Source organism: Brasilonema angustatum, from assembly GCF_059505445.1.
On the sequence record NZ_JCACKO010000077.1, the window covers coordinates 1 to 23,123 of the forward strand.

Sequence of the window (23,123 nt, forward strand, 5' to 3'; positions counted from 1 at the left end):
GGATATTATCCTCAAAAATGCAAACAATTCATCTCTGCGTCTAACCTGTTCATGAACATGTTTGTCTCTGTGTCTAACCTGTTCATGAACATGTTTGTCTCTGTGTTTAACCTGTTCATGAACATGTTTATCTTTAGGTATTGAACATGGTAAGACAGGAGTAGAGAACATGATAACATAGAAACTAATTTATAAGTTAAAAGTCCCGTCAGCCCTTCCAGAATGGGCAGGAAGGCAAGTCTAGTTATCATCTCATTACCTTCTATCGTTTCAGCCTTCTATCGCTCGCTACGTTCATGTTTGTCACAACATGTATATGAACAGGTTCATGTTTGTAATAACATGTTGTCTGAATAAGTCGCCCGAAGGGCGATCGTACCCGAGACAATTTCTATTTGTGATGAACATGTTATATCTAAAATGTGAACAAGTCGCCCGGAGGGCGATCGCGCCCGAGACATCCCGCGCGTTACCTACCCCGGAAATTCCAAAACCCAAAATCTTATCGCGGGTTCGCTAATTCCTTCACCTTTTCTAAATAATCCTCCAAGCCAAACAAAAAAACCTTTTTTGACAAGTGCCAGCGCTAAAGGATAAACCCATCCTTTTCTTTGACAACCAGGCTTCCTGCCCATCCTGGGCGGGGTAGGGGGAGTTATTCGGACGCTGCAACTACCAGGCATTGTAATGCGATCAGGATGACTTTTTGCACTACAGACACGACGCTATACTACACTAAGGTTTTTAGACTAGCATGCTAGCATTTAACTCATCTCAAAACCTTATTCTTTCGTTGTGCCGCCGTCCGACCATCGTGAGCAGAACTCCGAACATTTCGGAACTATAAAAAAATCTTTTGCGATCGCGTGAGAATTTCGAGATTCTCCTTATCAATGAAATTCGGGATATCTCTCGTACTGGCAAATTTGCAAACTAACTTTTGTCCCATCTCACCCACGTTGAATACCGCCCTCCACTCCGATCAGGCGTCGCTCGCTCACGCTCGCGCCACTGACAACTCACCTGCGGTTCGTGCCAGTGGTAAGAGTACGCCCTCTCTCCGATCAGGCGTCGCTCGCTCACGCTCGCGCCACTGGTAGCTCACCTACGGTTCGTACCAGTGGTAAGAGTACGCCCTCTCTCCGATCAGGCGTCGCTCGCTCACGCTCGCATCAAAACTCATTCTCATCCATTCTCAATAAAACAATGTGGTTTTTTAGAGTCATGGCGTGTGAACCTATATCCCCCAGATTGTCGATTCACACGCCAAAAATGGCTGTAATTATTGTGGTTATAAGATTTTTTTGGTGCTAAAGTCCCAAAGCAATTTGACTTTAGCACCAAATTACTCAATCTATTCTTGAGAATATCATCAATAATTTTTAAGTGTCCGTCACTTGGCAAAGCAAAATCCTTTACAACCGCAGTATTAATAAATATGCGTAACTATTCAAATTCTTGTAATTTTCTACATATACGCAGTATTAATAAATGTGCGTAATTGATCAAATTCTTCATTTTCTTGTATATACGTAGTCATATAAAATCTAAATGACTAATTCAATTTTGAAAGTTTTTCTACAACCGTAGTATTATAAAGAGATAGTAATACAAATGTACTTATGACCCAACTGTCTACTATCAAAAAGCAGCTACTTGCTATGAAGTATGTCGATCAACTAAGTGAATTAATACGGGCTTATCAATATGGGTCGAGTGAACGTGTTTTCAATTTGCTTGAGAGTAGTGATTTCGACGATATCAAAAACAGTGATAAGGAATTGTTGGTAGCACTAGCCCAAGATTTTGCAGCTATCTATCAACTGATGGGATACACGCAAACTCCACCGATTCAAGAACTAGTTGATATCAATTAAAATTCCCCCACTACCACAAGAGGACGGGGGAGACAAACGTTATTTACAGTAGCTTGTATTGAACTAAAAACAATACAAGTTTTTACTATCAATTATTCAATTTTCACTTTTTTAACTTTTGATTTTTCAATAGGTTTAGATTTCTGTTTGACTCCTGTTTTAGGTATTGGTTTTTGTTTAGTTTCTGTTTGAAATTCAGAGTTTTGTTTGTAGTGTTATAAGCGGCAAAAATTTTTTACCTAGGCTTAATTTTGAGAGCGATATTTTGAACCATCAGGCATAATTGCACCTTCTAGAAAAGCACCCCTGAGTTCAGCATCGCTCACTTTAGCATTTTTGAGATTGGCACTACCTAAATAAGCCCCTTGCAAATTAGCACCACTCAAACTTGCATTTTTCAAATTAGTACCACTTAAGTTGGCATGACTCAAATCTGCACAAATTAAATTAGCATCATTCAGCTTGGCACTATTGAGATTAGCTCGACTCAAGCGAGCAAAACCGAGTTTTGCATGACTCAAATTAACACCACTAAGTTTAGCCTCACAGAGATTAGCATTATCTAAATTGGCAGAGTGGAGATTAGCATTAGTTAAATCACTTGTCATTAAATTAGCATTACTCAAATTAGCATGGAAGAGATTAATATCTACTAACATCGCACCAGAAGCATCTAGTCCTCTGAGGGAAACACCATCTTCATTCAAATTTTGAAGTGCGAAAATTCTGGCATAGCTAACTTTCACCCCATGTGCAGCATCAACTGTACCCCAAGCTTGGCAGTGAAATTGTTTGCGGCGATCTGGAATTTCTTTAATGAATAGAACTAGCGCCACTACCAAACTGATAGTGTCAGCCGCACCCAATACCTCTTCCAACACGAAATTTTCATCAACAATTACAACAACTACCGCAAAAAGAGTTGCTGAAACTATAGCGATAAACCATGTTGGAGCTATCCAGAAAGCATCAATAAGTTTATGAGGAATTTGCTTGAGTTGACTTAATGACAGTTCTAATGTTTTGGTTTGAAATTGCCAAGTTGCAGGTTGTTCAGATGGGACAGGTTTTGCTAAAGTTGTAGGTTTCTCTACAACTTTAGGCGTAGATTCTTCCCCCGCACCTTTTAACATCAATGCAGTAATAGCTGTAAAAGCATCTAACCAAGCTTTTTTGACTTCAGGAGTCCAATGTTGTTGGAGATACTGCTCAAATGTCACCAGTAGGGCTTCCCTCACTGGTCTATAATATTTTGGAATAATTCCATAGCCAACGTGTCTAGCCCCTAGAGCTTTGAGAACTGGTTCTAAAGCTTCTGGGTTGCGGATATTTTCTACTATCAAAACAAGAGAATTTAACAATTTTTTCTCTTGGCTTTTCATATCTGTTTTAGTAAACAGTGGTTTTAGTTCTGGGTTAGCCTTAAAAAGGTTTTCGTAAAAGCTGGCTGCAAATTCATCGGCGTGGAGTTTAACTTTTTCAAAACTTTGCTCTAAAACTTCAATGTTTAAAGTCATACTTTTCAATCTGCTTACCCTACTGTGTTTGCTTTGCCTTGCAAATTATATTGTTACTGGGGATGCAGCAGCAGAGACAACGTTAAGATTCGCAACCAACCCATAGGTTGATACATACTCTTCTAACTCTTGCAAATCAACCGTCCCACTTTTATCGGAGTCAAGAGTGGCAAAAAGATAATCAGTTACGTATCTCCTGACATCATCAGAGCTACGTTCGCCTGTAGTCATATCTTCTATTCGCCCTAAAAGCTCCATAATCTCGTCTTTATCGAGTGCATTGCTTTTATCTGTATCCAATTGATGGAAAAGTTTTCTCACATCTTCTGTTGCCATTCTCGAAGAACGCAGTGTTTCTCGCAATAATTCATTACCAAATGAATTCATAAACAAGATCTGCTCAACGAGTGGTATGCAGAAGAACCCCAATGCTGCCCAAAAAATTGCATAACTTACGGCGTAAGGATTTGCAGTTGAACTAACTCCCAGGAATAAAGCAGCCCAAAGGAAAAAGTTTGGATTAACAAGCAGGATATAAGCATCTTGAGCTTCTGCCTTAATCAGCTTACCTTTTGTAAACACTGAAGTTAATACAGCAAAAACGCGGATGAAGATAAAGACTAATGTTGCCACTGCTAGTTGTTGCAGACAAGCAAGGGAGCGGTTCGCATCTGTGGAGTTAAATAAGTCCGAGATGAATGTTGATGGAGTAAATTGAAAGCCTGTTGCTAAAGCCATAAATGCGACAGCCAGTACTCCAATAAATTTCCAGTTCTTACTGTGGTGATTTGATTCAACAGGAGATTTGTCACGCCAAAACTGGGCTATCGCTCCCGGTATTGCCAAACCAACAATTAGAATCACACCGAAAAATATCAGGCTTGAGGTGTTAATTGGTAATTGTTTTGCCAAACCAAATGTAACAATCAGTGCCACTGGAGCGATGATTGATAACGTCCTTGATAAGATAGCCGAGGGATAAAGATTACCGCCCCAGAGTATTGATAAAACTGGGGAAGTAAGGGCGGGTGGAACCATCCAAAAAAGCACCCACATAACTTTGTACAAATCGCCGGGGCTTTGATACAAGATTCCAGAAAATATTAAAAGTAGCCCAACTACCCATCTGACCAACATCCAGGCGTAGACTATATACTTCACAGTTGAAGTTACTTTACGTTTACTCGCTGCAAAGTCAATGTCGAGGTAGGTATAAAACGTTGAAGCCGCCAGACAGACAACGATTATCCCTCGAAATAGTTCTGAGGGAATTCCTCCGGCGGAGGCACTTACTGCCCTAACCAAGCATCCCAATAAGAAAGCAGCCGCATAAAGTAAAATTGCCCACATAATTGACAGATCGTTGATCTGTTTACGCATCGAAGCTGCACCGCCAGATTCCTTGCCGCGAAACTTGACTAGCTCCTCACCACTGAGAGCTTTACCATTAGGGAGTTTCAGATGTTTATAATCAGTTGGTGGTAAATCACTTAAATAAAGTGCGAGAGGCTCCAATACATATTGGTGACACACCACCAGAACAGTTTCGCCCCGTTTCAAGTGCGGTACAACCCGCTCCTCATAGAAAGAAGCAGCGCGTCCGTAAACTTGTGCAATCTTCTCGCCAGCCGGAGGGGCTTCGTTATGGGAATGCAACATTTCCTCGAAACCTTCGTAACCTAAAGCAAGACGCAGTAGATTTAGGTTACGTCCCGCAAAAATGCCAAAGGATTTCTCGCTTATTCGATGGTCGATCTCAACAGGGATATCGGGGGACTTCAGCGCTTGACTTTCTGCAAGGGCGATTTCACAAGTTTGCCGAGCACGTCTCATGTGAGAGACATATACTGCATCAAATTTTACACCTTTTTTCTTAATGTCAACACCTGCACGACGTGCCTGCAACCTACCAAATGCGGTCAGATCAACATCCAGTACCCCAGCAAAAATATTACGTTCGTTACTGGTACTTTCACCATGTCGAATAAAGTAGGCACGTCCAGGATAATCATCCTTTTCTGCAACAGATTCGCTAGTATTATTAGTTTTAATCACGATTATTAATAGTTTGAATTCAGACTATGTAAAAGTAAGATAATACTAAGTTACAAATTTAGCAAGGACTTGTTCAGTGAATTTTTTTACAAGTTTATTAAAGATTTAATGAGTTTTAAAAAGTTTACTGTCAATACGTAAGTCCCAGTTTCTTCCATCAAGTCCGTCGAACCCCGTATTAACCCTGTTTTATCAACCAGCCACTGTTATTTCACTATTAATATAGTTTCGACCTATCAACAAAGCCATTTCAAGTGAATCCATTAAATCGTTTGAATCCATCACATTGTAATCAGTAATTTGTTGAATAAGCTTATCTGTGTGTGACTTTCCATCATCTGACGTTACCCGATTAAAGTAGACTTTACCGCGTTCAAATAACAGTGAATGACCCATAATTCGGTCTATCTTCTCACCACGACCACATGATTTTATTGGCTCGATTTGTAAGTGTTTGAACTTTTCCTCTGACTCTGTAGTCCCTTCTAGTTCTTGTAAATAATCTAACAAATCACCCTGAAAATCCATTGCGTACCGATTGTCATCTACAGCGAGAATAGGAGCGTTAGTACACATATCGGCGCGTCGTGAATACATCTCGTAAAGTAAGTCGATTTTCTTCATGTTGCCTAACAATCGCTCTTGATAGGCATCGGTGATGTAAAGCTTGTCTTGTGAAATTCCAATTAACACAAACGCTGTATAGTCACCCGTGGTAGATGAAGCCAGGTCAAGACCAACGATCAGGCGTTCAAATTTTTGCGGTAGCCAAGCTTCACGGATCAGATGTGATCGAATTCCCTGAAAAGATACTTCAGGTATTTGGTTCTGTCTTTGCAGTAAAAAACTTTCTAAATCTTCTTCTCTTTCTTGCTGTAACGTCGCCAAACTTAATCCTGGCGCTTCTACTGTCTCTGGCTCCCAAAAGCTTTTCTCTTGTCCAAACTCATCTTTTATGATCGCAGACTGCGTGATTACTCTCCATTGTGGCGGTATAAAGATACGTGTATAAACATCGTACTTTGCCATTCGAGTTCCAAGGCAGATAGTGCGACTTCCATCGAACTTGACAAACCTTACAATCTGGTTCCAGTTCTCCGTTAGCTTTTCTTGTATACCTTTATTCCTACCTTCACTAGGAGATTTAACCACGTCGTCAGCAATGATTAAATGGGCACGCTTGCCGTTCACGCTTCCTTTTAATCCGCTACAAGCCAGTGTGTACGGTTCCTCTATGACCGAGACACCAGCGTGAGTAAAGTCAATAGCCCACTCCCTCTCTCCCCATTTATTCTTAGACGGTTGTATTTTTGGAAACACTTCCTGGTAGGGCTTCGACTCAAGAATTGCTTTTATCTGCCTGCTCTTGCTCGCAGCAACTTCAATCGTATAGCTGATGTATAAAATTTTTAGCGATAATCCTAGGTTGATGTGAAATCCGATATTGTAAGCTACCCACTGTAAAAGTACTGACGACTTGGCACTGTTTCGCGGCGCAAGTATACAAGTATCCTCACCTGCTATCCCATGTAAGTATTTGTTTGAGTCTCCTGTATTCAATGCATCTATCCATTCCAACATATGTGAATAGGTTTTATGACCACACACATACTCTCTGAACTTGATAAAATCCGTTGCTGCCTGCTTAGCCTCTAACGATTGAGTTCGTCCTTTAGCTCTAAGTAGTTCCGTGTTCTTCGCTACTTTCTCCTGTTGCTTCGGGGTCAAGAGGCTGATCGGAAACTGGATCATCTTGTTCATTCTCGCTTAGTTGTGAAATCGAATAACCAGCACTTTGGATCAATGCGAAAGCTTGACTAAGGGTTAACAAATCGCCTTTACCCTGACTTAGCATTTTAAGTTCTCCATTAATATGTCGTTCTAGCGCCAAGCTGAGGGTATGAATACTCCTGTTACTACCATCATTAGCCAGTTCGTCAAGAAGTTTTTGCTCTATTGCAATTTGTGCATTCTGATGCTTCTTTCTTGCTTTACAAGAAGTTTCATTATAATCTTTTACCCAATCTTGAAGGCTCCCACTATATCCGATCACTGTAGGTTCTCTCGTGTGTGGTGACGATTGGGGAGGTAGGACTTCAGCTTTCACAACGGGTGATGATTTGGATTCCCTTTTAGGTTTAGGTTTTTCTCCACCGCGCCATTCTGCAAACCAGCGTTGAACAGTCCGAAGGGTCAGTCCTAGAGTTCTGGCAATTTCGGTCGCACCTTGCCCACTTAGAAACATCAGTCTAGCTTCTTGTTTTTCCTCAGGTGATGGCATACGGGATGTCACACGACATACGACATCCCTATTGTGTCATAACTGTTTCAAATAATCTTTTTTTATTGTTTCTAGAATTATTTCTACATTCATGTCAGTCTTGTTTCGGTAGCGGTTGTTGTAATATCCTTTTCCATCTGGATCTAATGAATGTTTACTTTGATGAGTCACAACTTCATCTTTGTGTAATTCCATCCACTTTGTAACAGTCTGTCCATTAACTCCAGTCAGTTCTCGTAATACTTTGTTGGTAGGGTTGATTTTGTACTCTGGAGTGTTGTCGTTGTACGCGGTCACTGCTTGCCAAGCACGGTTTAATTTTTCTTCAGCACTTCCCTCTTTGCGCGTTTTGAACAGTCTATCGGAGTCCATTTCTTTTACTTCCATTTGAGGTAAGCGAGGGCGGTTAATACGTTCTTCAAGTTCTGTAATTCTTTGGGTTTTTTCAACTATCAGAGCATCTTTCTCAGCTATCTGTGCATTGAGTTGAGCAATGATGGTTTCTAATTCTGCAATACGTACCATATCTTCAGTTTCCTTAATTACTGTCGTTGTCTTAGGTTCAATAGTTAAAAAGTGAATCTCAGTTGAGTCAGGTTCATAGTCGTCATAGTGAAGAGTACTAGCTGAAGTCTCACCGTGGTAGGTAACTTTTTCACCCTTGAATTCTGGGATGATATGACCTGCAAGGACACCTGCATAAGTAATTTTGGCTTTACTGGTAGCGTTTGGGTAATCTCTGAGAGTCAATATTTTGGTCGTACAAGCTCTTAAAAGAATATTTTTTCTGTTGTAACCTTCATCAATTTTTGGTAAGAAATCAAAATAGAGTTCTGTTACTTTTCTGAGTTCATAGCCTGCTTGTTCTTCAATTTTCTTCCAAGTACTTTCCTTATCCCATCCTAGGTCTAGAAGTTTCTGAAATTTGTCTTGGTAGGCTTTGATTTCTGGAAGTGATCGAAAGTATTTAACACGATTTACAAAGTCACTAGTAGGCACTAAGAGAGACGTGTACGTGGTGACTTCTTTATCACGTTTCTTAGCAAGTCCGATTACCTTTACACCATATTGAGCATTCTTGATATATGGGGGAATCCAATCAGAAATTTCAAACTCACTGAGCATGACAATCTCGGACGGGCGACGCCCACTGGCAGCTATCAAGCCTACTGCGAGTTCATAGGGGTCGTTACTGTTGAGTAACTGGAGTGTGGTTTTCAGGTACAGATCCAAATTGAAAACCTTGTTTGGTGCGTCCAGTGCGTCCGCTAACTCATCTTGACTAGCAGTCTTGACTTGCCGTTCTTGCCTCCGTTCTTTGATATCTTCATTGGCTTCTTTCCAAGAGATATCAGCTAGTCCTGTGAACTTGAAAAATAGGTGACGTTGAATAAACTCACTCTTACCCTCTGCCTTGAAAGCAAAGAATAGATGGGCGGTGTCTGGTGTGGGTTGTAAGGTCTTGAAGAGTTTGGAATAAGAAGCGAGTTTGTTAGACCGGGATTTTGGTTGTAGACCATCTAGCTTGAGTGTTTTAACTAGTTCTGTACAAGCTTGCTCAACTTCCTGCACGTCGGTCATCTGAGACACTTTCTCGAAAAATACCACAGGTTCAGCTTTTTCCTCTTGAACAGGTTCATTTACTGACTTTAACACCTGTAACAGTTTTTCTTGTAACTCAGATTTAGGGGTACGGCTATACCCTTTAATTCCCACTTTTTTAGCTAATACGTCAAGTTCTTTTTTGGTTCCGAGTTCGATTTGGTCTTTAGTTGAGTTCATCGTTTTATTGAACATGTTAAACTACAAATATAATATAACATAATACTCTAAGTTGAACAGGTTCATACATATTATTGTTTAACCTGTTTTTTCCGAAACATCATAGATAAAGTTCTATGGTTGGTAGTTGACAAAATTCTTCCTTCAAAAATTTGGTAACCCAGTTACTTTTTCTCTCCGTAAAGCAAAAAAGCGCATATTACATCCCTAGAAGAGCTATTCCGTAGTGTGATGTTCGGGCAAGTGGCGCTACTGCTTAACAGGTGCGGTTTATAGCTGTGGGGTAGTCAAAGATTTGACCGTAGTCTTTATCAAAGATTCTTTCCATCCCCCCCACGTTTTATCAATGATGCTTGCTCCGCTCAATCCCTTGCTGTATAGGGGTTGTAGTGCTTTCTCTTGCCGTGTAGCCGATCAGCAGTCCTACACCCAGCAATGCCACTAGACCACCAGCTATGACCCTAGGAGAGATGGAGTAATTCCGCTTGGAGTCGTAGCGACTGAACATCCATAGAACCATTGCATATTGATGAGGATAGAGATCGTGCCATTCTCTCGACTTAATCAGTTTGACGTTTCTATGTTTAAACTGCTTGTGTAATGTGTCCTCAATAGCAGCCATATCCGCCACATAAATTGCTCGGACTACTTTGTAATTACAGCACGGTTGGCTTGAGTGCAATGTGTCTAGACGATTTTCTACACTGCGAGTAAGACCAATCTTGCAGCGGCGCAAGTAAACACCCGGAATGTATCCGTGATAACCTTCTGCTTCGAGCAAATATATCCATCCGGGTACATTATCGTTCCGTTGTTGCCATGTCATAATGCAAAGATTCCTGATAATTTACATGGAGTCGAGTTTTTAAGACACTGGAAGGTATCAACCTCCCAGTGCTTTTGCTTTTATTCGTTATCTGTAGCGGATTCTAGCCACTTCAAACCAGCTAGGTTCACATCTTGCGGATTATCTAAGATGACAATGTTTGCGTTATCAACTTCATTCTTGAGGTAACGGATAATCCAATCGCTCACCACACCGATCGCAAACCCGCCACCTGTGCAGTACAAGTGTTCTCCTTTAGCTAATCTCTGGGATATGGTGTCAAACAGCTTTTGTATTGCATAATTGCCGCTAACCCATTCACTCATCGCACCTTCTACCTCACCCGCAATATCTTTTACCTTGCCGCTACTGCGTAGGGGCACACGCCACTCTCCGATCTCTGTAAGCGCTGAAAGTTCAAGTGCTTCTTGGATATCTGAGTTTTCAGCTTGGATTGCTCCCCGGTCAGTCCTAGTAAGACTTTTAAAGATTCGATTAATGATGGAAGTCATACCGCCACCGCTCACGGGAGTCTTGCCAATGGTCGAGATCTCATCACCATCCCAGTTGTAAGTAGTAAAAGTGATTGTTCCACCTCCAAGGTCGAGCAAGTGGAAGTGCTCCTGATCGCAGAGGTTTACAACTTCCAAAGCGCTTCCTTCACCCTCATCTATGAATTGGCAAGCTTTGACCGTAACCTTAAATTCAATGTCCTCCCAAGTAAAATCTGAAATCTGCTTTAGCATCCGGTCTAACTCTTTCCGTTGTGGACTAGATAAGGTAACGACTCTAAGCCAAAGGTTAATCTGTACTGGTTGGGTCTTTCGGCGTCTACCTTCGATTGCTGACTTAAGAACCTTGCGGTAGTGGGTGATAGCTCCCAAAATCCAAACATCCAAGTGAGTAAGCTTATTGTCTTGACTGGACACAATAAGCGTTCCGTTAACGCGGTCTATTGCAGCGCCCACAACATAGTTTCGCTTTCTGTAACCAAAGCAGCCATCATTGCGTAGTGGTACTTCCCCTTTGATTTCTTTGGCTTCAGCATTGAAAGATTTATAGGTTCCGTTAAGCCTGCACTTAATCCGTTTAGCCCCTGCATCAATGTCTAGCTGAAAGTCGATAGCTTTGTTGTGTTGAGCGTGTTTCTTCTTTTTTGCGATCTCAGGTAAATGAATGTTTGTATCTTTTGTCACGGTAGTTTCAGTGTTATTGCTTGTCGGTTGGCTATCGAAATCTTTGGAATACATCTCTAAGTGTCCTCAAAATAATTGATACATTATCGATCTAAGGGCGGTACCTCATCGGTAATTTGCCCTTTACTGCAACTCACTTTCTTCTATTGCAATTGAACTGTTAAGCTAAAACTGAATATTTAGTATTAGTAATTAGCTCATTTTTTCTCATCCTGTTTTTATATGTTTGATTTTCAACTAATAAGAATCGTGTGATATCACCCGAAATCACCCGCTACCCCCTATAGGGAAATCACCAGGTGATATCACCAACGCAAAATCAATACTTTCAGCCGTTCATCACACGACCATCACACGCTTATCACCCGTCACACGTGTGATATCACACGACTCAAAAATAGTTATCACACGGGTATTTTTTCAGAATTACTGTTAGTTAATCAAGTGTTTAGCTGTAAATTTGTGTCCACATTCTTTACATAAGTACTTTTGTACTGGTGTTTTGGCTTGCGTCATTCCGTTGTTTACAACATTGTCAGATTCGCATTCTGGACATTTGACCGACAGGAGCGCGTCACCACTCAACACTTTTTCTTGAATTGGTTCGATGACACTGGTGATTAGCTCTTGAGGGTTACTGCTACCATCACCCATGATCTCGTAGTAGTCGTAAGTGTCGAAGTCAGGAAGCTGGATAAACTTTGGTAGACCAGTCAAGGGAACAGCTAAAGCAAAACGGTAAGCACCTGGGTCAGTGAAGATATCAAGACCTAACTCTTCATTCTTGCGATCGCAGAACTCTTGAATTTTGCGATACTGTTCTAGGAGTTTGGTTTTATCTTCCGGTGTCACTGTTTTAGCTTTATCTAACCAAATACCCGCGTTAGCTCCAATGTGCAGTTGAACCGCGTTATTCCAGTCGCTCCAAGACATTCCAGAAATGGTAGAAGCGTCACAGGCTTGACCAATGTAGATTGCACCAATGTTTTGATGACTGGCTTGCTTGAGTGAATACGTCACCTTGTCCCTAAAGTAGTAGTAGCCGTTGTTCTCCCTTTCTTGAGCAATGGTAGAATCAACCTCATCAAAGATGAACAGTACAAAGCGATGATTAGCTTTTGACTTGGAGCGTTGATCCAATAGGTCACAAAGCGCCTCCATTCCTGCCACATTGTCAGCATGGGTAGTGCCTGTTTTTGGCATGTCCCAATAGTCTTTTTTACTTCCGTCTTGAGGGTCATACAACCTAATCTCACCCTGTCCCTTGCGAGATCTCATGATGGCTAAGGCTAGGTTTTTAGCTGTGGGTGACTTGCCACCTGTAGACCCAGCGGTAATTCTGACTCTTTCCCAGTTCTTGACGTAAGACTCGAACTTCTCAACTGGAATCCAGATTTTATCAATGTCTCCCTTGGCTTGCTCTTTCTTAATTGCTTTCTTTGTGGTGACAATCAAAGTGATTGAGCAGTTTTGATAGTTAAATTCAAACTTTGGTAATGTGCCAGGGAATGCGCCACACTCAGAAGCTAGTAACTCACGTGTATTACCTGGGAATAATTCTGTATCTGTAACCCCTGGATTTTTACGAATTGCATAAGTGATTGTGTAACCTGTCTCGCTTTCATCCCATGTAATGAAGTCGAGCTTATAGCCAAGACGGTTGTAATAGTGTAGCGATACAGTATTAGCTACCTCTGCAATATAATAATCACCTGTTGCTAACAGTGGTTTCTGTAATTCCTCATTCTGTTTGGTCAAATCGTCAATGACTAAGTTTCTTTGCTCAAGTAGGTCTAAGAGTTGAGAGTGAATGCTGTTGTTGTTCAGGAGTAGGGCTTCATATTTTTCAGTGATCCGTTCGTCTACTTCATCCATTGCACCTCTGATTCTTGCTCTAGCATCTTCTTTGGGTATGGATGCTTGTAGAGAAGTTTTCAACGACTGTGATTCACTCTTAAAGTTCTTGACCTGTGCATCTTTCCAGCGAGTTTTGACATTCAAGAATTTATTGTCAAACTCGAAAATATAATCAAGAATTTCTTTAAAATCAGTAAGGTTAAGTTTCTTGATTTCCACCATTGCGTCAGTCAAATCTTGCTTGAGTGAGGCAATATCTCTTAAGCGTTTATCGAATGAGATCCTGATCTCATCGCTAACGTCTGCTTTTTCAAGTGCTTTCTGGATTGCGTCTAAATTGTTGTACCTCAGCGAGAAAAAGGTAACTGTGTGTTTTTTACAATCTTCAAGAAAGTCTTCAATTCTTGTGTCTTTGGCGTCTACAACGTCCTGCAAAGCTTTGATTTTGATGTCTTTGGCAGAAATAGCTTTTAAGTACTCTTCAGCCTTAACGTTCAATTTTTCCTGCAATTCAGATATCTGCTTAAGGTTGGTTTCTTTGTCTACCTCAAGAACTTTAATTCTGCTCTTGAGTTCATCAATCTGTAACTTAAGTCCTGCAAGTTCCCGATCCTTAAGTTTAGAGTTGTCGTCTAATTTCTGCTTAAATTCGCGCTCAAAGTCGCTGTTTTTCTCGTTGTAAGCAATCCCAAGTCCGAGAGCAGTTAAGGCTGTTGTAGCGCCTCCTATGCCAATTGTGCCTGCAATTTTCTGGGTAAGTCCTTGAGTATGGAAACTTTGGACAAGACCAACCGCGCCTAGTAGTGTTGATCCAAGAACTAAGCCAAAATATACATGCTTAAACATATGTTAATATCTCCTTAATTTGTAATATGTAGTTTTGAGGGTGTACTACCTTGTACACCCTTGCTTTGCTGTGAGTAAAGTACTTTAGCCGTTAAAAACCAGCAGTAAACTTGGCTTCCGTCTCTTGCTTAATGCGTTCTTTCTCGTATTGCACCGATTGAATTTCGTAGCCTTGCTTCTCGATATCCTCACGCATTTTGGCTATTTTAAGGATCTCAGACTCCCTGATCAGTTCAGTCTGGTTTTGGGTTCCTTCTGTCCTTATCTGTTGCTGTACTAGCAATTCTCGGTCTTGCTCAAGCTTGGATAGTTCAGTGTCACGACTGACAACCGCGCGGTGATAAGTGACGGCTTTTTTCTCGTTGTTGACATCCAGGGTCTTACCATCAATTAGCATCCCGATAAGCTTTTTCTGCTCATTGTCCAGCGTGGTCAAGTCTTGTTTGAGCTTGGTATTGTTTATTGCTACGCCAACAAAATTACGTTGTCTGGCTATAACGATATTTCGCTGTGTGGCGGTTCCAGAGTCCATCTGAGGTATAGACTCATCAATGTCAGCGCTTGCTCTAGCCAAGATTTCAGAGGTGTTTACTTTCCCGTCGGTTAGTGCTGATGGGTTCCTATCCTGATCAGTTCCTTGTACTGTTTGGGCAATTTTTGAGGTATACCGTTGAACCGTGGATACTGCGTTAGCACCTTTCTCTATGGCAGAGGTGACACCGTTGCCTATCTCTTGAAGCTTTTCTACAACACTTTGGGGTGTGGGTTGTGCTGTTGACTCTGTAGGGGCTTCTAAAACGGCTTCAGCGGTTGTTTCAGCTATGGGTGTAGTAGTTTCACCTGTTACGCGCTTAGACCCTGTTAAACCGCCTTTTTTGCCGCGATTAGACTTTTCTAGACTAGCGCCTGTTACTGTACCTGTTTTGCGTGCTGGCATGGGATAATTACCTTATATAGTTGTTTTCTTCTTGAACACCTGATGTGTTTGAGGGCGTCGCTTGTTTGTAAGTGGCGCTTTCGATTTCTCGGAAAGCTTCGAGATCTCGGAGGTCAATGTAAATAGGCTCCGAAACCTGCTTGGGTGGCTTGACACGGGCAATTGTTGGATTAGGTGCTACATAAACATTATCTGGATCAATAGGGTCGTCATCACCCCAAATGAGTTTTCTAGCAGTGTATTGGCTATGGTCTATGTGAGTTTCGTTAGTGTTCATCATTCAATTCCATGCGTGTTTTGACTTTGCGGGAAATGTTAAGACCGTAGCAAAAAGCCTTGAGTAGCTCAAGAATTTGCTCATATTCTGTGAGATGTACTGAGAGTGGAAGTTCAACGTCAAATAGGGTACTCTCTAACTTGCAAGTACCGCCTAGAGTGAGGTGTATCTCTATTTGCTTTTCCATTGGTCGGGTTCCTTATTTGGATAACTCTTGAAGCCTGAAAGTTGCTGCTGATATAAGACTTACAAGTTCATTCGTATCTCGAACGTCTGCGATGTTATCGGCTACCCAGTCACAATCTTCTTCATCATGAGCAAGTAGAGGAACTCTTAAGCCTAAATCGGCATAGGCTCTTGAAAATCCACATGAGTGGCGCAAGGCTTCAGTGGCAGCATGGATCACAGAGGCAGTCTCAATAAAGTCGAGTTGTGAGAGCAAGTCTTGAATCTTCAAATTAGGTTTAGGGGTTTCACCCATAGTGTCCATGTTTTGGTTCCGGTCTACAATTTGAGTCATCGAATGTTTTTTAGGTACTTGGTACACAGCCTTTCGCTGTTGGCAGGGGTGAACCCTACTAGCAACGGAGGCTTTTAGTTTTGGCAATTCCGGCAGTCTAGGGATTGCAGCCGCTACACCTATGTAGTCCTGTGGGGAGTCCAATCTACTCTCAGGTTTGGGTTGTGGTGTGAGCGGTTGTTTGCGCCTCACATTTATCAATGTACACCATTCAACTCATATCGTGTGCATCAAACACATACAGAAGTGTTATATAAACACTCTTCAGCGATAAGCACATGATATACGTTTTTATGCGCATAATTGTCACAATAAAGTTAAAGTGTGTATATTAGACACAAAAAACGGTAACTTATATGTATATTGCAGCAAGTAATGAGGAAAAACGTTTAGTGGGGCGACCAAAAAGGGACGATTATACTGAAAGAGCTAATCTAAAACTAAATTCTGAAATAAGAAAACTTCTAAAAAACTCTGCCAATATAAACGGCAGAAGTGAAAGCGCTCAAGTAGAAAGGTTTGTAGTTGAGTCTGAAGCGCTAGCTAGATTGCTTAAAAAAAATCCTGATCTAGCATCCAGGTTGCTCCCAAGTTTGAATGAAGAGATCAACCTATTGTTGCATGAGCTTTTATGATACGCTTATACCATATGCTGACAGAGTAAATATGTGGGTATAAGAGTACCGCGAGCAACCGTAACGTATACAGGGCAACCATGTTAGCGCTGCCTGCTCAATCAGCACAAACTTTTTAAAAAGTTAGAACAACTTTCTTGCAGTACACGTGTGCTGTAAAATATTTCACAGTAAAAACAAAACACCCAGTGCATCTACACCGGGCATCCAAAATATACTGAACGACAATTTTTACATTGTCAACTAAAGATAATCATAAACCTTTTTTGTTTAAACATATTGGAGACAATATAAAAAATAAGGTTTAAGTTTTTGGAAAGCGGTGCGGAACCTGGGATTTGTACAAATCACGGGAGGAAACCGTTTTGCAAAAATTAGACAAGTCTAACTATATAACTATCGAGTTATATAAAAATTATAACCCCCCAGGGGGGATAGAAGCAAGCACTTCACTGTACTCTCTGATCCAACAGCGTGATCTCACGAGTTGTCTGGAAGTCTTGGAAAGACTGGGTTTCGCGGAAGAAAGAGCAATTCACGCGATCACGGGCTTGCAGATTCTGGGAGGTGTGGCATGAGCACAACACTCTTAGAAACCTCTGGATTTAGTCAAGAGCTTCTTGACAAACATCATGTGAAATCCGCAAAACTCTTCTTACCAGGACTTCCAGAAAAGAATCAGAAACTTTTTGATGTTTCCAAGATGATAGGATTTGACCCTGAAAAACTTTCTGTTGAGAAGAACGGAAAGAAGGAGTATCTTAATGTACAGTATATAGACTCAGAAGATACTGAGTTTTACACGTCTGATGTAGAATGGCTCTCACAACAGTCCAGAACTGGATTAAGTACTCAGATTAAAGGGATACACCCAGACGCACCTAAAAAGATTTTTTGGCATAAAAAACATGCTGCTGAATTGAACCAGGCAAGGGTAAAAGCAGGACTGAAAGCTTTACCTGTTGTAGGTTCCGACGCTCATTTTGTGGATTATCTAAAAGACTGTGGTTGTCCGGTATCTATCGACAAAGTTAAAGAGGGTGAAGACCTTAGTAAACTTCCCATTTTTACTTACACCATGAATGCTCACTTTGCCACTGCTGAGTTATTAATGGTGTTTGATGGTCGCGTCAAGACAGAAGTTAAAAAATTCATCAGAGAGAAGAAAATTATCGCCCGTCGTCGGTTGGTGATTGAGAATTTTATTCATCCTGGTAAGTCTGAAGATTGGGTACAATTTGAGACTGTGGTAATCGTGATCGGTGGTGTTCGGTACGCTCTCAGGCTCAGAATTATCGATACCTGCGCTATTCATGGCGTCGCACAATATAAAGATATTGCTCAAAACGTAGGTTGGGAGCTAAAGCACAAAGATAAACTCTCCAAGAAAGATAAAGGTAAAATGCTAGATGTTGCCCTAACACGTCCTGCTGATTTTGAAGCTTACGCGCTGGGTGATTTGGATGTGTGGGATATCTTAGCTATGTACGATGTGAAGTGGCGTGAAGTCTACAAAATCTTGGGTTTGGAGAAGTATTACCGTGAGCCAGCACTCACTATTGGCGCGTCTGTTCGTGATTTGTTTTGTGCTGCTCTGGCTTCAAAACTAAACATTGGTACTACAGACGAAAAAGGTAATTTTGAGTGGAAGAAAGATTTTGATAAACGTCTGAAAGTGTGGATGGAATTCAACGCTACAGAGATACGTTCTTGGGTGGAATCTACTGCTGTATTACTCTGTAAGGTAGAGGGTGGACGATGCCGTAATAACAGACCTAAGAGTACTTTTATCAAGCGTAAAACCACAAACGGATATGATGTGACCTACGACAAAAACATCATCATAGATATCGATATTAGCGGATGTTATGGGGAAGGGCAACGGAATCAGTTATTTTTCTTAGGGCATCCCGCAGTGATGGAACTCGACCTAAAAGGCAACAAGGAACGCTATAACAAGTACCCAACACTTAGAGAGGTGTTAAAGTCTTTAGACGTGAAAATAGATGTCTTAAAGCGTAGAGATCAGGCGGATTGGGAAAATACCGATAACTGGGGTCAATTGGTGTCTGGCGGCTGGATGATGCGAGTGAGTACATCAGAATCATTAAAGTATGGTCAAGATTTCTTTGCTAGCTGGTTTACTCTGACCGGACATAAAACCAACATCATGTCAAAGTTTATCAAAGGTAATTTAAGCACCGATACTGAATTGATAGATAATCTTGAGGGAATTGATTTTGATGAGAAGTACGGTACGACTAAAATCTTTGAACATGAACTCCACAACGGGATTTTAACTCATGAGGGTTTACAGTGGATTTTAGCTACTGCAAGCGACAGACAACGAAATGAACTATTAGATAAAATCACCGTGCTTGCTGGCGCTTACTACCCGCGAGCAAGAGAGGTTAAACCGACATCATGGGAGACAGCTATTGATGAGTTAGATAGTGTTTATGAAAACTGGCAAGGTAAAAACACTCTCAAAGTCACCAACGCCAAAACAGGAGCCACCCAACAAAATTACGAATCCTGCCATGCTTGGATAGGAATTAATTTGGGTGAATTGATTGTTGACAAGTTACTCATTGAACGTAAGAGAGCAATAATCAAATTTGGTAAGAAATCACCTTTAGACCAGTTGTTTAAACTGTGTGTCAATACTCTTTACGGTGATATGGTCAGCCCATATTTCATCATCAGCAATCCGATTGTAGGAAACAATATCACAGCACGAGCAAGGGCACTTGCTTGGTATATGGAAAAGGGTTTTAATGGGTTTGAATCTATTACTGATGGTTGTGGATTTTTGCTGAACGAGGTGATTTTCAACATCTATCAGAACAGAAAAGAGGTTAATGGTGAACTGATAGGGGATGTCAGAGATAAGAGACTAAAAGATAGGAAAATTACAGATAAACCATTAGGTGGATATGTTGAAATATTGGCTTATTGGAAGGAATTTTTAAGGTTTGATAAAGATAAACCAGAAGGTGTAACCGATAGAGTTCTAGGACTTATTCTCATTGATAAAAAAGAGAATCAAGAAGACTTAAGTCCTACTATCGAAGAAGATAAAGACCATCCTGGGTTTTTCGTTGGAAAACCAGAAAAAGCAATGAAGTGGCTTGATGGAAAAATATCAAAAGATGAAAAAGAAAGAGAACCTGGTGCTGCTATGGAACATCTACAAAGTTTATTTCCTTGTGTTGATGTTTTACACGCTAAAACCACATATCTAGATGTTGATAAACACACACTGCAACCTATCTACACACCAAGAACAGGTCAATTTAGTTTTGAGACAAAGGATGCTTATGTAGCTGGTGGTTTTCATGGTAGTGCAAATTATATATTTCAAAAACCTGATGGTTTATACCTAATCAAAATGAGGGGATATGAAACAGGTAAAAATCATGAATCTGTTAAATGGGAGCATGATTTGGAGCCGTGGCAGTTAGGTTTGGATAGTAACGAAAATGAAGAAAAAGAACAGTTTATAAAAACTGGCAGATATGGGAAAGAGAACAATCCTGGTAAAGATTTCATGATTCAGTTACTGAACAATCCTGAAGCAATCAAACGTCAAGAAGTCGCCATCAAAGAAGGTATTTTTAAGGTAGGTGAATATGTAGAGAACGCTGATAAATTCGACAGATTAGGTATTGAACCAGGTGATACCATCAAACGTAAAATGTTAATGCAAGAGTTCAGTCTTACTCAATTCACTTTCAAAACTTATGAACAATACATAAGTTGGAAAAATGTTATTGAGAAAGATAAAACCACTGAACGTCAATCACTCGAAGGATTTTTCTTGAATGGTGACGGTACGCTAAATTTTATTAAAATGACTGAATGGGTGGCAGATGCTATTGAGCGTGGTGTTACGAATCCTTATAAAGAATTGGATGAACACAACAATAAAGCGAGAGACAGACAATGTTCACATCCACAATTAGAAAATTATGAAATGATTGGAAAAAAATTAGATGGTTTAGAAGTAAAAGAAAACTCTGAATCTCAAACAGAAACTAAACAAAAAGCAACACCTAAAACAGGAATCAGACAGAAATCTAAACCTGAAGAAAAATCTAAATTTGTTGAAAAATCAAAAATAAAAAATGAATAATTGATAGTAAAAACTTGTGTTGTTTTTAGTTCAATGCAAGCTACTATAAATAACGTTTGTCTTCACATTATTATTGTCTGACATCTCTATGTCTCCAACTTCCCGTGTGTGGTTGTGGGAGTAAAAGTTTTATTCTTCCGTTGAGTGAGATTTGCGCTGTAGAATCTGTTGTATTAGTTCGGCAGTCTGTCGTATCTCATTTAAAATCTCCTGTTGTTCCAGTCGCTCTACTCGTGCAAGTTCAGCATATTCTCGTGCTTTCTCACACTCTACTCGTGCAAGTTCCGCAAATTCTCGTGCTTTCTCACGCTCTACTCGTGCAAGTTCCGCAAATTCTCGTGCTTTCTCGCGCTCTACTCGTGCAAGTTCAGTAAATTCTCTATAGTTCTCCTGTGACTGCCTGGTTTCTTCGGCGGTCTGTCGCTGCTCTTCTGAGAATTGCCGTTGGTCTTCTGAGGATAGCCGTTGTTCTTCTGAGAATAGGCGTTGCTCTTCTGAGAATTGCCGCTGCTGTTCATGAAAATCTGAATTATCGTAGCGATGTTCACCCACTTCCATAGCGCTTCTTCTCTTACTTCTAAATAGTAAGTTTAGCGTTAGTGGAAGACTGAACGAACTATCAGAACAAAAGTACTATTCTCTTACATCTCTATATCCCCCGTTTCCCGATGTGGTAGTGGGGGATTTTAATTGGTATCAGCTAGTTCTTGAATCGGTGGAGTTTGCCTGTATCCCATCAATTCGTAAACTGCTACAAAATCTTGGGCTAACGCTACCAACAATTCCTTATCACTGTTTCTGATATCGTCGAAATCACTAGTCTCAAGCAAATTGAAAACACGTTCACTCGATCCATATTGATAAGCCCGTATCAATTCACTTAGTTGATCGACATACTTCATAGCAAGTAGCTGCTTTTTGATGGTGGAGAATTGTGTCATGAGTACGTTTGTATTACTATTTCTTTATAATACTACGGTTGTAGAAAAACTTTCCAAATTTGGTTAATTACGCATATTTGTTAATACTACGTATATATAGAAAAATGAAGAACTTAGTTAATTACGCATATTTATTAATACTGCGTATATATAAGAAATTACAAGAATTTGAATAATTACGCATATTTATTAATACTGCGGTTGTAGGAATTTTGCTTTACCAGGTGGGGGATGGTCAAAAATCATTGACACTATTCTCAAGAATTAACAGGGTAATTTTGCACCAAAGTCAAACGACCTTGGGAGTTTGGTGCAAATTGAACCTTATAACCACAGTAGTTTCAGCCAAAAATGACGTGTGAATCGACAATCTGGGGGATATAGGGTTACACGTCATGACTTCAAAAAACTGTGTCGTGTTATTGAGAATGGATGAGAATGAGTTTTGATGCGAGCGTGAGCGAGCGACGCCTGATCGGAGAGAGGGCGTACTCTTACCACTGGTACGAACCGTAGGTGAGCTACCAGTGGCGCGAGCGTGAGCGAGCGACGCCTGATCGGAGTGGAGGGCGTACTCTTACCACTGGCACGAACCGCAGGTGAGTTGCCAGTGATGCGAGCGTGAGCGAGCGACGCCCGATCGGAGAGAGGGCAGCATTCAACGTGGGTGAGGTTGGTCAAGTGGTTGGCGAAACGTTCAAAAATTCGGCGGCGGCGGCACAACGAAGAATCAGGTTTTGAGATGAGTTAAATGCTAGCACGCTAGCCTAAAAAGCTTAGTGTAGTATAGCGTCGTGTCTGTAGTGCAAAAAGTCATAGTGATCGCATTACAATGCCTGGTAGTTTTAACGTCCGAATAACTCCCCCTACCCCGCCCAGGATGAGCAGGAAGCCTGGTTGTTAAAGAAAAGGATGGGTTTATCCTTTAGCGCTGGCACTTGTCAAAAAAGGTTTTTTTGTTTGGCTTGGAGGATTATTTAGAAAAGGTGAAGGAATTAGCGAACCCGCGATAAGATTTTGGGTTTTGGAATTTCCGGGTATGACGCCCGACTGAAAAAGGAGGGCGTCATTCAACGTGAAGGTAACGCGAGGTCGGTTTGTTTCGGCGCGATCGCCCTTCGGGCAAGCTGTTCATAATTTTTATATAGAACATGTTCATCACCAAATAGAAATTGTCTCAGGCGCGATAGCCCTCCGGGCGACTTGTTCAAATAACAGGTTAAACACAATTATGAACTTGTAAGTGAACATGTTATTACAAGGATGAACTTGTACGTGAACATGTTATGGCAAGGATGAACTTGTACGTGAACATGTTATGGCAAGGATGAACTTGTACGTGAACATGTTATGGCAAGGATGAACTTGTACGTGAACATGTTATGGCAAGGATGAACTTGTACGTGAACATGTTATGGCAAGGATGAACTTGTACGTGAAC

General features: G+C 40.9%; 18 protein-coding genes. 4 read left to right on the plus strand and 14 right to left on the minus strand.

Annotation, left to right across the window (positions count from 1 at the left end):
- Positions 1-1,622: 1,622 nt before the first annotated feature.
- Complete coding sequence (locus AC5JM2_RS14735) at positions 1,623-1,877, plus strand: hypothetical protein (RefSeq protein ID WP_495835621.1); 255 nt, start codon at positions 1,623-1,625, stop codon at positions 1,875-1,877.
- A 245-nt stretch (positions 1,878-2,122) separates the two neighbouring features.
- Here the strand turns inward: AC5JM2_RS14735 and AC5JM2_RS14740 are convergent, their stop codons facing one another.
- The 12 genes from AC5JM2_RS14740 to AC5JM2_RS14795 all read right to left on the minus strand — a co-directional run bounded on the left by AC5JM2_RS14740 (position 2,123) and on the right by AC5JM2_RS14795 (position 15,971).
- A complete protein-coding gene (locus AC5JM2_RS14740; RefSeq protein ID WP_495835622.1) occupies positions 2,123-3,394 on the minus strand; it encodes a pentapeptide repeat-containing protein in 1,272 nt (423 codons plus the stop codon).
- Positions 3,395-3,439: 45 nt separating this feature from the next.
- On the minus strand, positions 3,440-5,449 hold the full coding sequence (locus AC5JM2_RS14745; RefSeq protein ID WP_495835623.1) for a histidine phosphatase family protein: 2,010 nt from the start codon (positions 5,447-5,449) through the stop codon (positions 3,440-3,442).
- Positions 5,450-5,641: 192 nt separating this feature from the next.
- Entirely contained in the window at positions 5,642-7,201 is a 1,560-nt protein-coding gene (locus AC5JM2_RS14750) for a hypothetical protein (RefSeq protein WP_495835624.1), read from the minus strand.
- Positions 7,128-7,730, minus strand: coding sequence for a helix-turn-helix domain-containing protein (locus tag AC5JM2_RS14755; protein WP_495835625.1), 603 nt, complete (start codon positions 7,728-7,730; stop codon positions 7,128-7,130). The genes AC5JM2_RS14750 and AC5JM2_RS14755 overlap by 74 nt, the downstream gene beginning before the upstream one ends.
- Positions 7,731-7,766: 36 nt before the next feature.
- Positions 7,767-9,512: a protelomerase family protein gene (locus AC5JM2_RS14760; RefSeq protein ID WP_495835626.1), complete on the minus strand. Its 1,746-nt coding sequence runs from the start codon at positions 9,510-9,512 to the stop codon at positions 7,767-7,769.
- Between the two features lie 343 nt (positions 9,513-9,855).
- Entirely contained in the window at positions 9,856-10,338 is a 483-nt protein-coding gene (locus tag AC5JM2_RS14765) for a GIY-YIG nuclease family protein (RefSeq protein WP_495835627.1), read from the minus strand.
- Between the two features lie 80 nt (positions 10,339-10,418).
- Positions 10,419-11,588 (minus strand): hypothetical protein, encoded by a 1,170-nt coding sequence (locus AC5JM2_RS14770; RefSeq protein WP_495835628.1) that lies wholly within the window; start codon positions 11,586-11,588, stop codon positions 10,419-10,421.
- 378 nt (positions 11,589-11,966) lie between these two features.
- Positions 11,967-14,237 carry a transposase gene (locus AC5JM2_RS14775; protein ID WP_495835629.1) on the minus strand — a complete coding sequence of 757 codons (2,271 nt, stop codon included), beginning with the start codon at positions 14,235-14,237 and terminating at the stop codon, positions 11,967-11,969.
- A gap of 91 nt (positions 14,238-14,328) precedes the next feature.
- Entirely contained in the window at positions 14,329-15,174 is an 846-nt protein-coding gene (locus AC5JM2_RS14780) for a hypothetical protein (RefSeq protein ID WP_495835630.1), read from the minus strand.
- Between the two features lie 7 nt (positions 15,175-15,181).
- Positions 15,182-15,454: a hypothetical protein gene (locus AC5JM2_RS14785; RefSeq protein ID WP_495835631.1), complete on the minus strand. Its 273-nt coding sequence runs from the start codon at positions 15,452-15,454 to the stop codon at positions 15,182-15,184.
- The gene (locus AC5JM2_RS14790; protein ID WP_495835632.1) at positions 15,441-15,638 is read right to left on the minus strand and encodes a hypothetical protein; all 198 of its coding nucleotides are present in this window, start codon (positions 15,636-15,638) and stop codon (positions 15,441-15,443) included. The genes AC5JM2_RS14785 and AC5JM2_RS14790 overlap by 14 nt, the downstream gene beginning before the upstream one ends.
- A gap of 12 nt (positions 15,639-15,650) precedes the next feature.
- On the minus strand, positions 15,651-15,971 hold the full coding sequence (locus tag AC5JM2_RS14795; RefSeq protein WP_495835633.1) for a hypothetical protein: 321 nt from the start codon (positions 15,969-15,971) through the stop codon (positions 15,651-15,653).
- 356 nt (positions 15,972-16,327) lie between these two features.
- Here AC5JM2_RS14795 and AC5JM2_RS14800 point away from each other — a divergent pair, with 356 nt between their 5' ends.
- From AC5JM2_RS14800 to AC5JM2_RS14810, 3 genes are all read left to right on the plus strand, one after another.
- The gene (locus AC5JM2_RS14800) at positions 16,328-16,606 is read left to right on the plus strand and encodes a hypothetical protein (protein ID WP_495835634.1); all 279 of its coding nucleotides are present in this window, start codon (positions 16,328-16,330) and stop codon (positions 16,604-16,606) included.
- Between the two features lie 365 nt (positions 16,607-16,971).
- Entirely contained in the window at positions 16,972-17,184 is a 213-nt protein-coding gene (locus AC5JM2_RS14805; protein ID WP_495835635.1) for a hypothetical protein, read from the plus strand.
- Positions 17,181-20,741 (plus strand): hypothetical protein, encoded by a 3,561-nt coding sequence (locus AC5JM2_RS14810; RefSeq protein WP_495835636.1) that lies wholly within the window; start codon positions 17,181-17,183, stop codon positions 20,739-20,741. The genes AC5JM2_RS14805 and AC5JM2_RS14810 overlap by 4 nt, the downstream gene beginning before the upstream one ends.
- A gap of 129 nt (positions 20,742-20,870) precedes the next feature.
- On the opposite strand, the gene AC5JM2_RS14815 is transcribed toward AC5JM2_RS14810, so the two are convergent.
- Positions 20,871-21,299 carry a hypothetical protein gene (locus AC5JM2_RS14815; protein ID WP_495835637.1) on the minus strand — a complete coding sequence of 143 codons (429 nt, stop codon included), beginning with the start codon at positions 21,297-21,299 and terminating at the stop codon, positions 20,871-20,873.
- Between the two features lie 128 nt (positions 21,300-21,427).
- Positions 21,428-21,682 (minus strand): hypothetical protein, encoded by a 255-nt coding sequence (locus AC5JM2_RS14820; RefSeq protein ID WP_495835638.1) that lies wholly within the window; start codon positions 21,680-21,682, stop codon positions 21,428-21,430.
- Between the last annotated feature and the right edge of the window lie 1,441 nt (positions 21,683-23,123).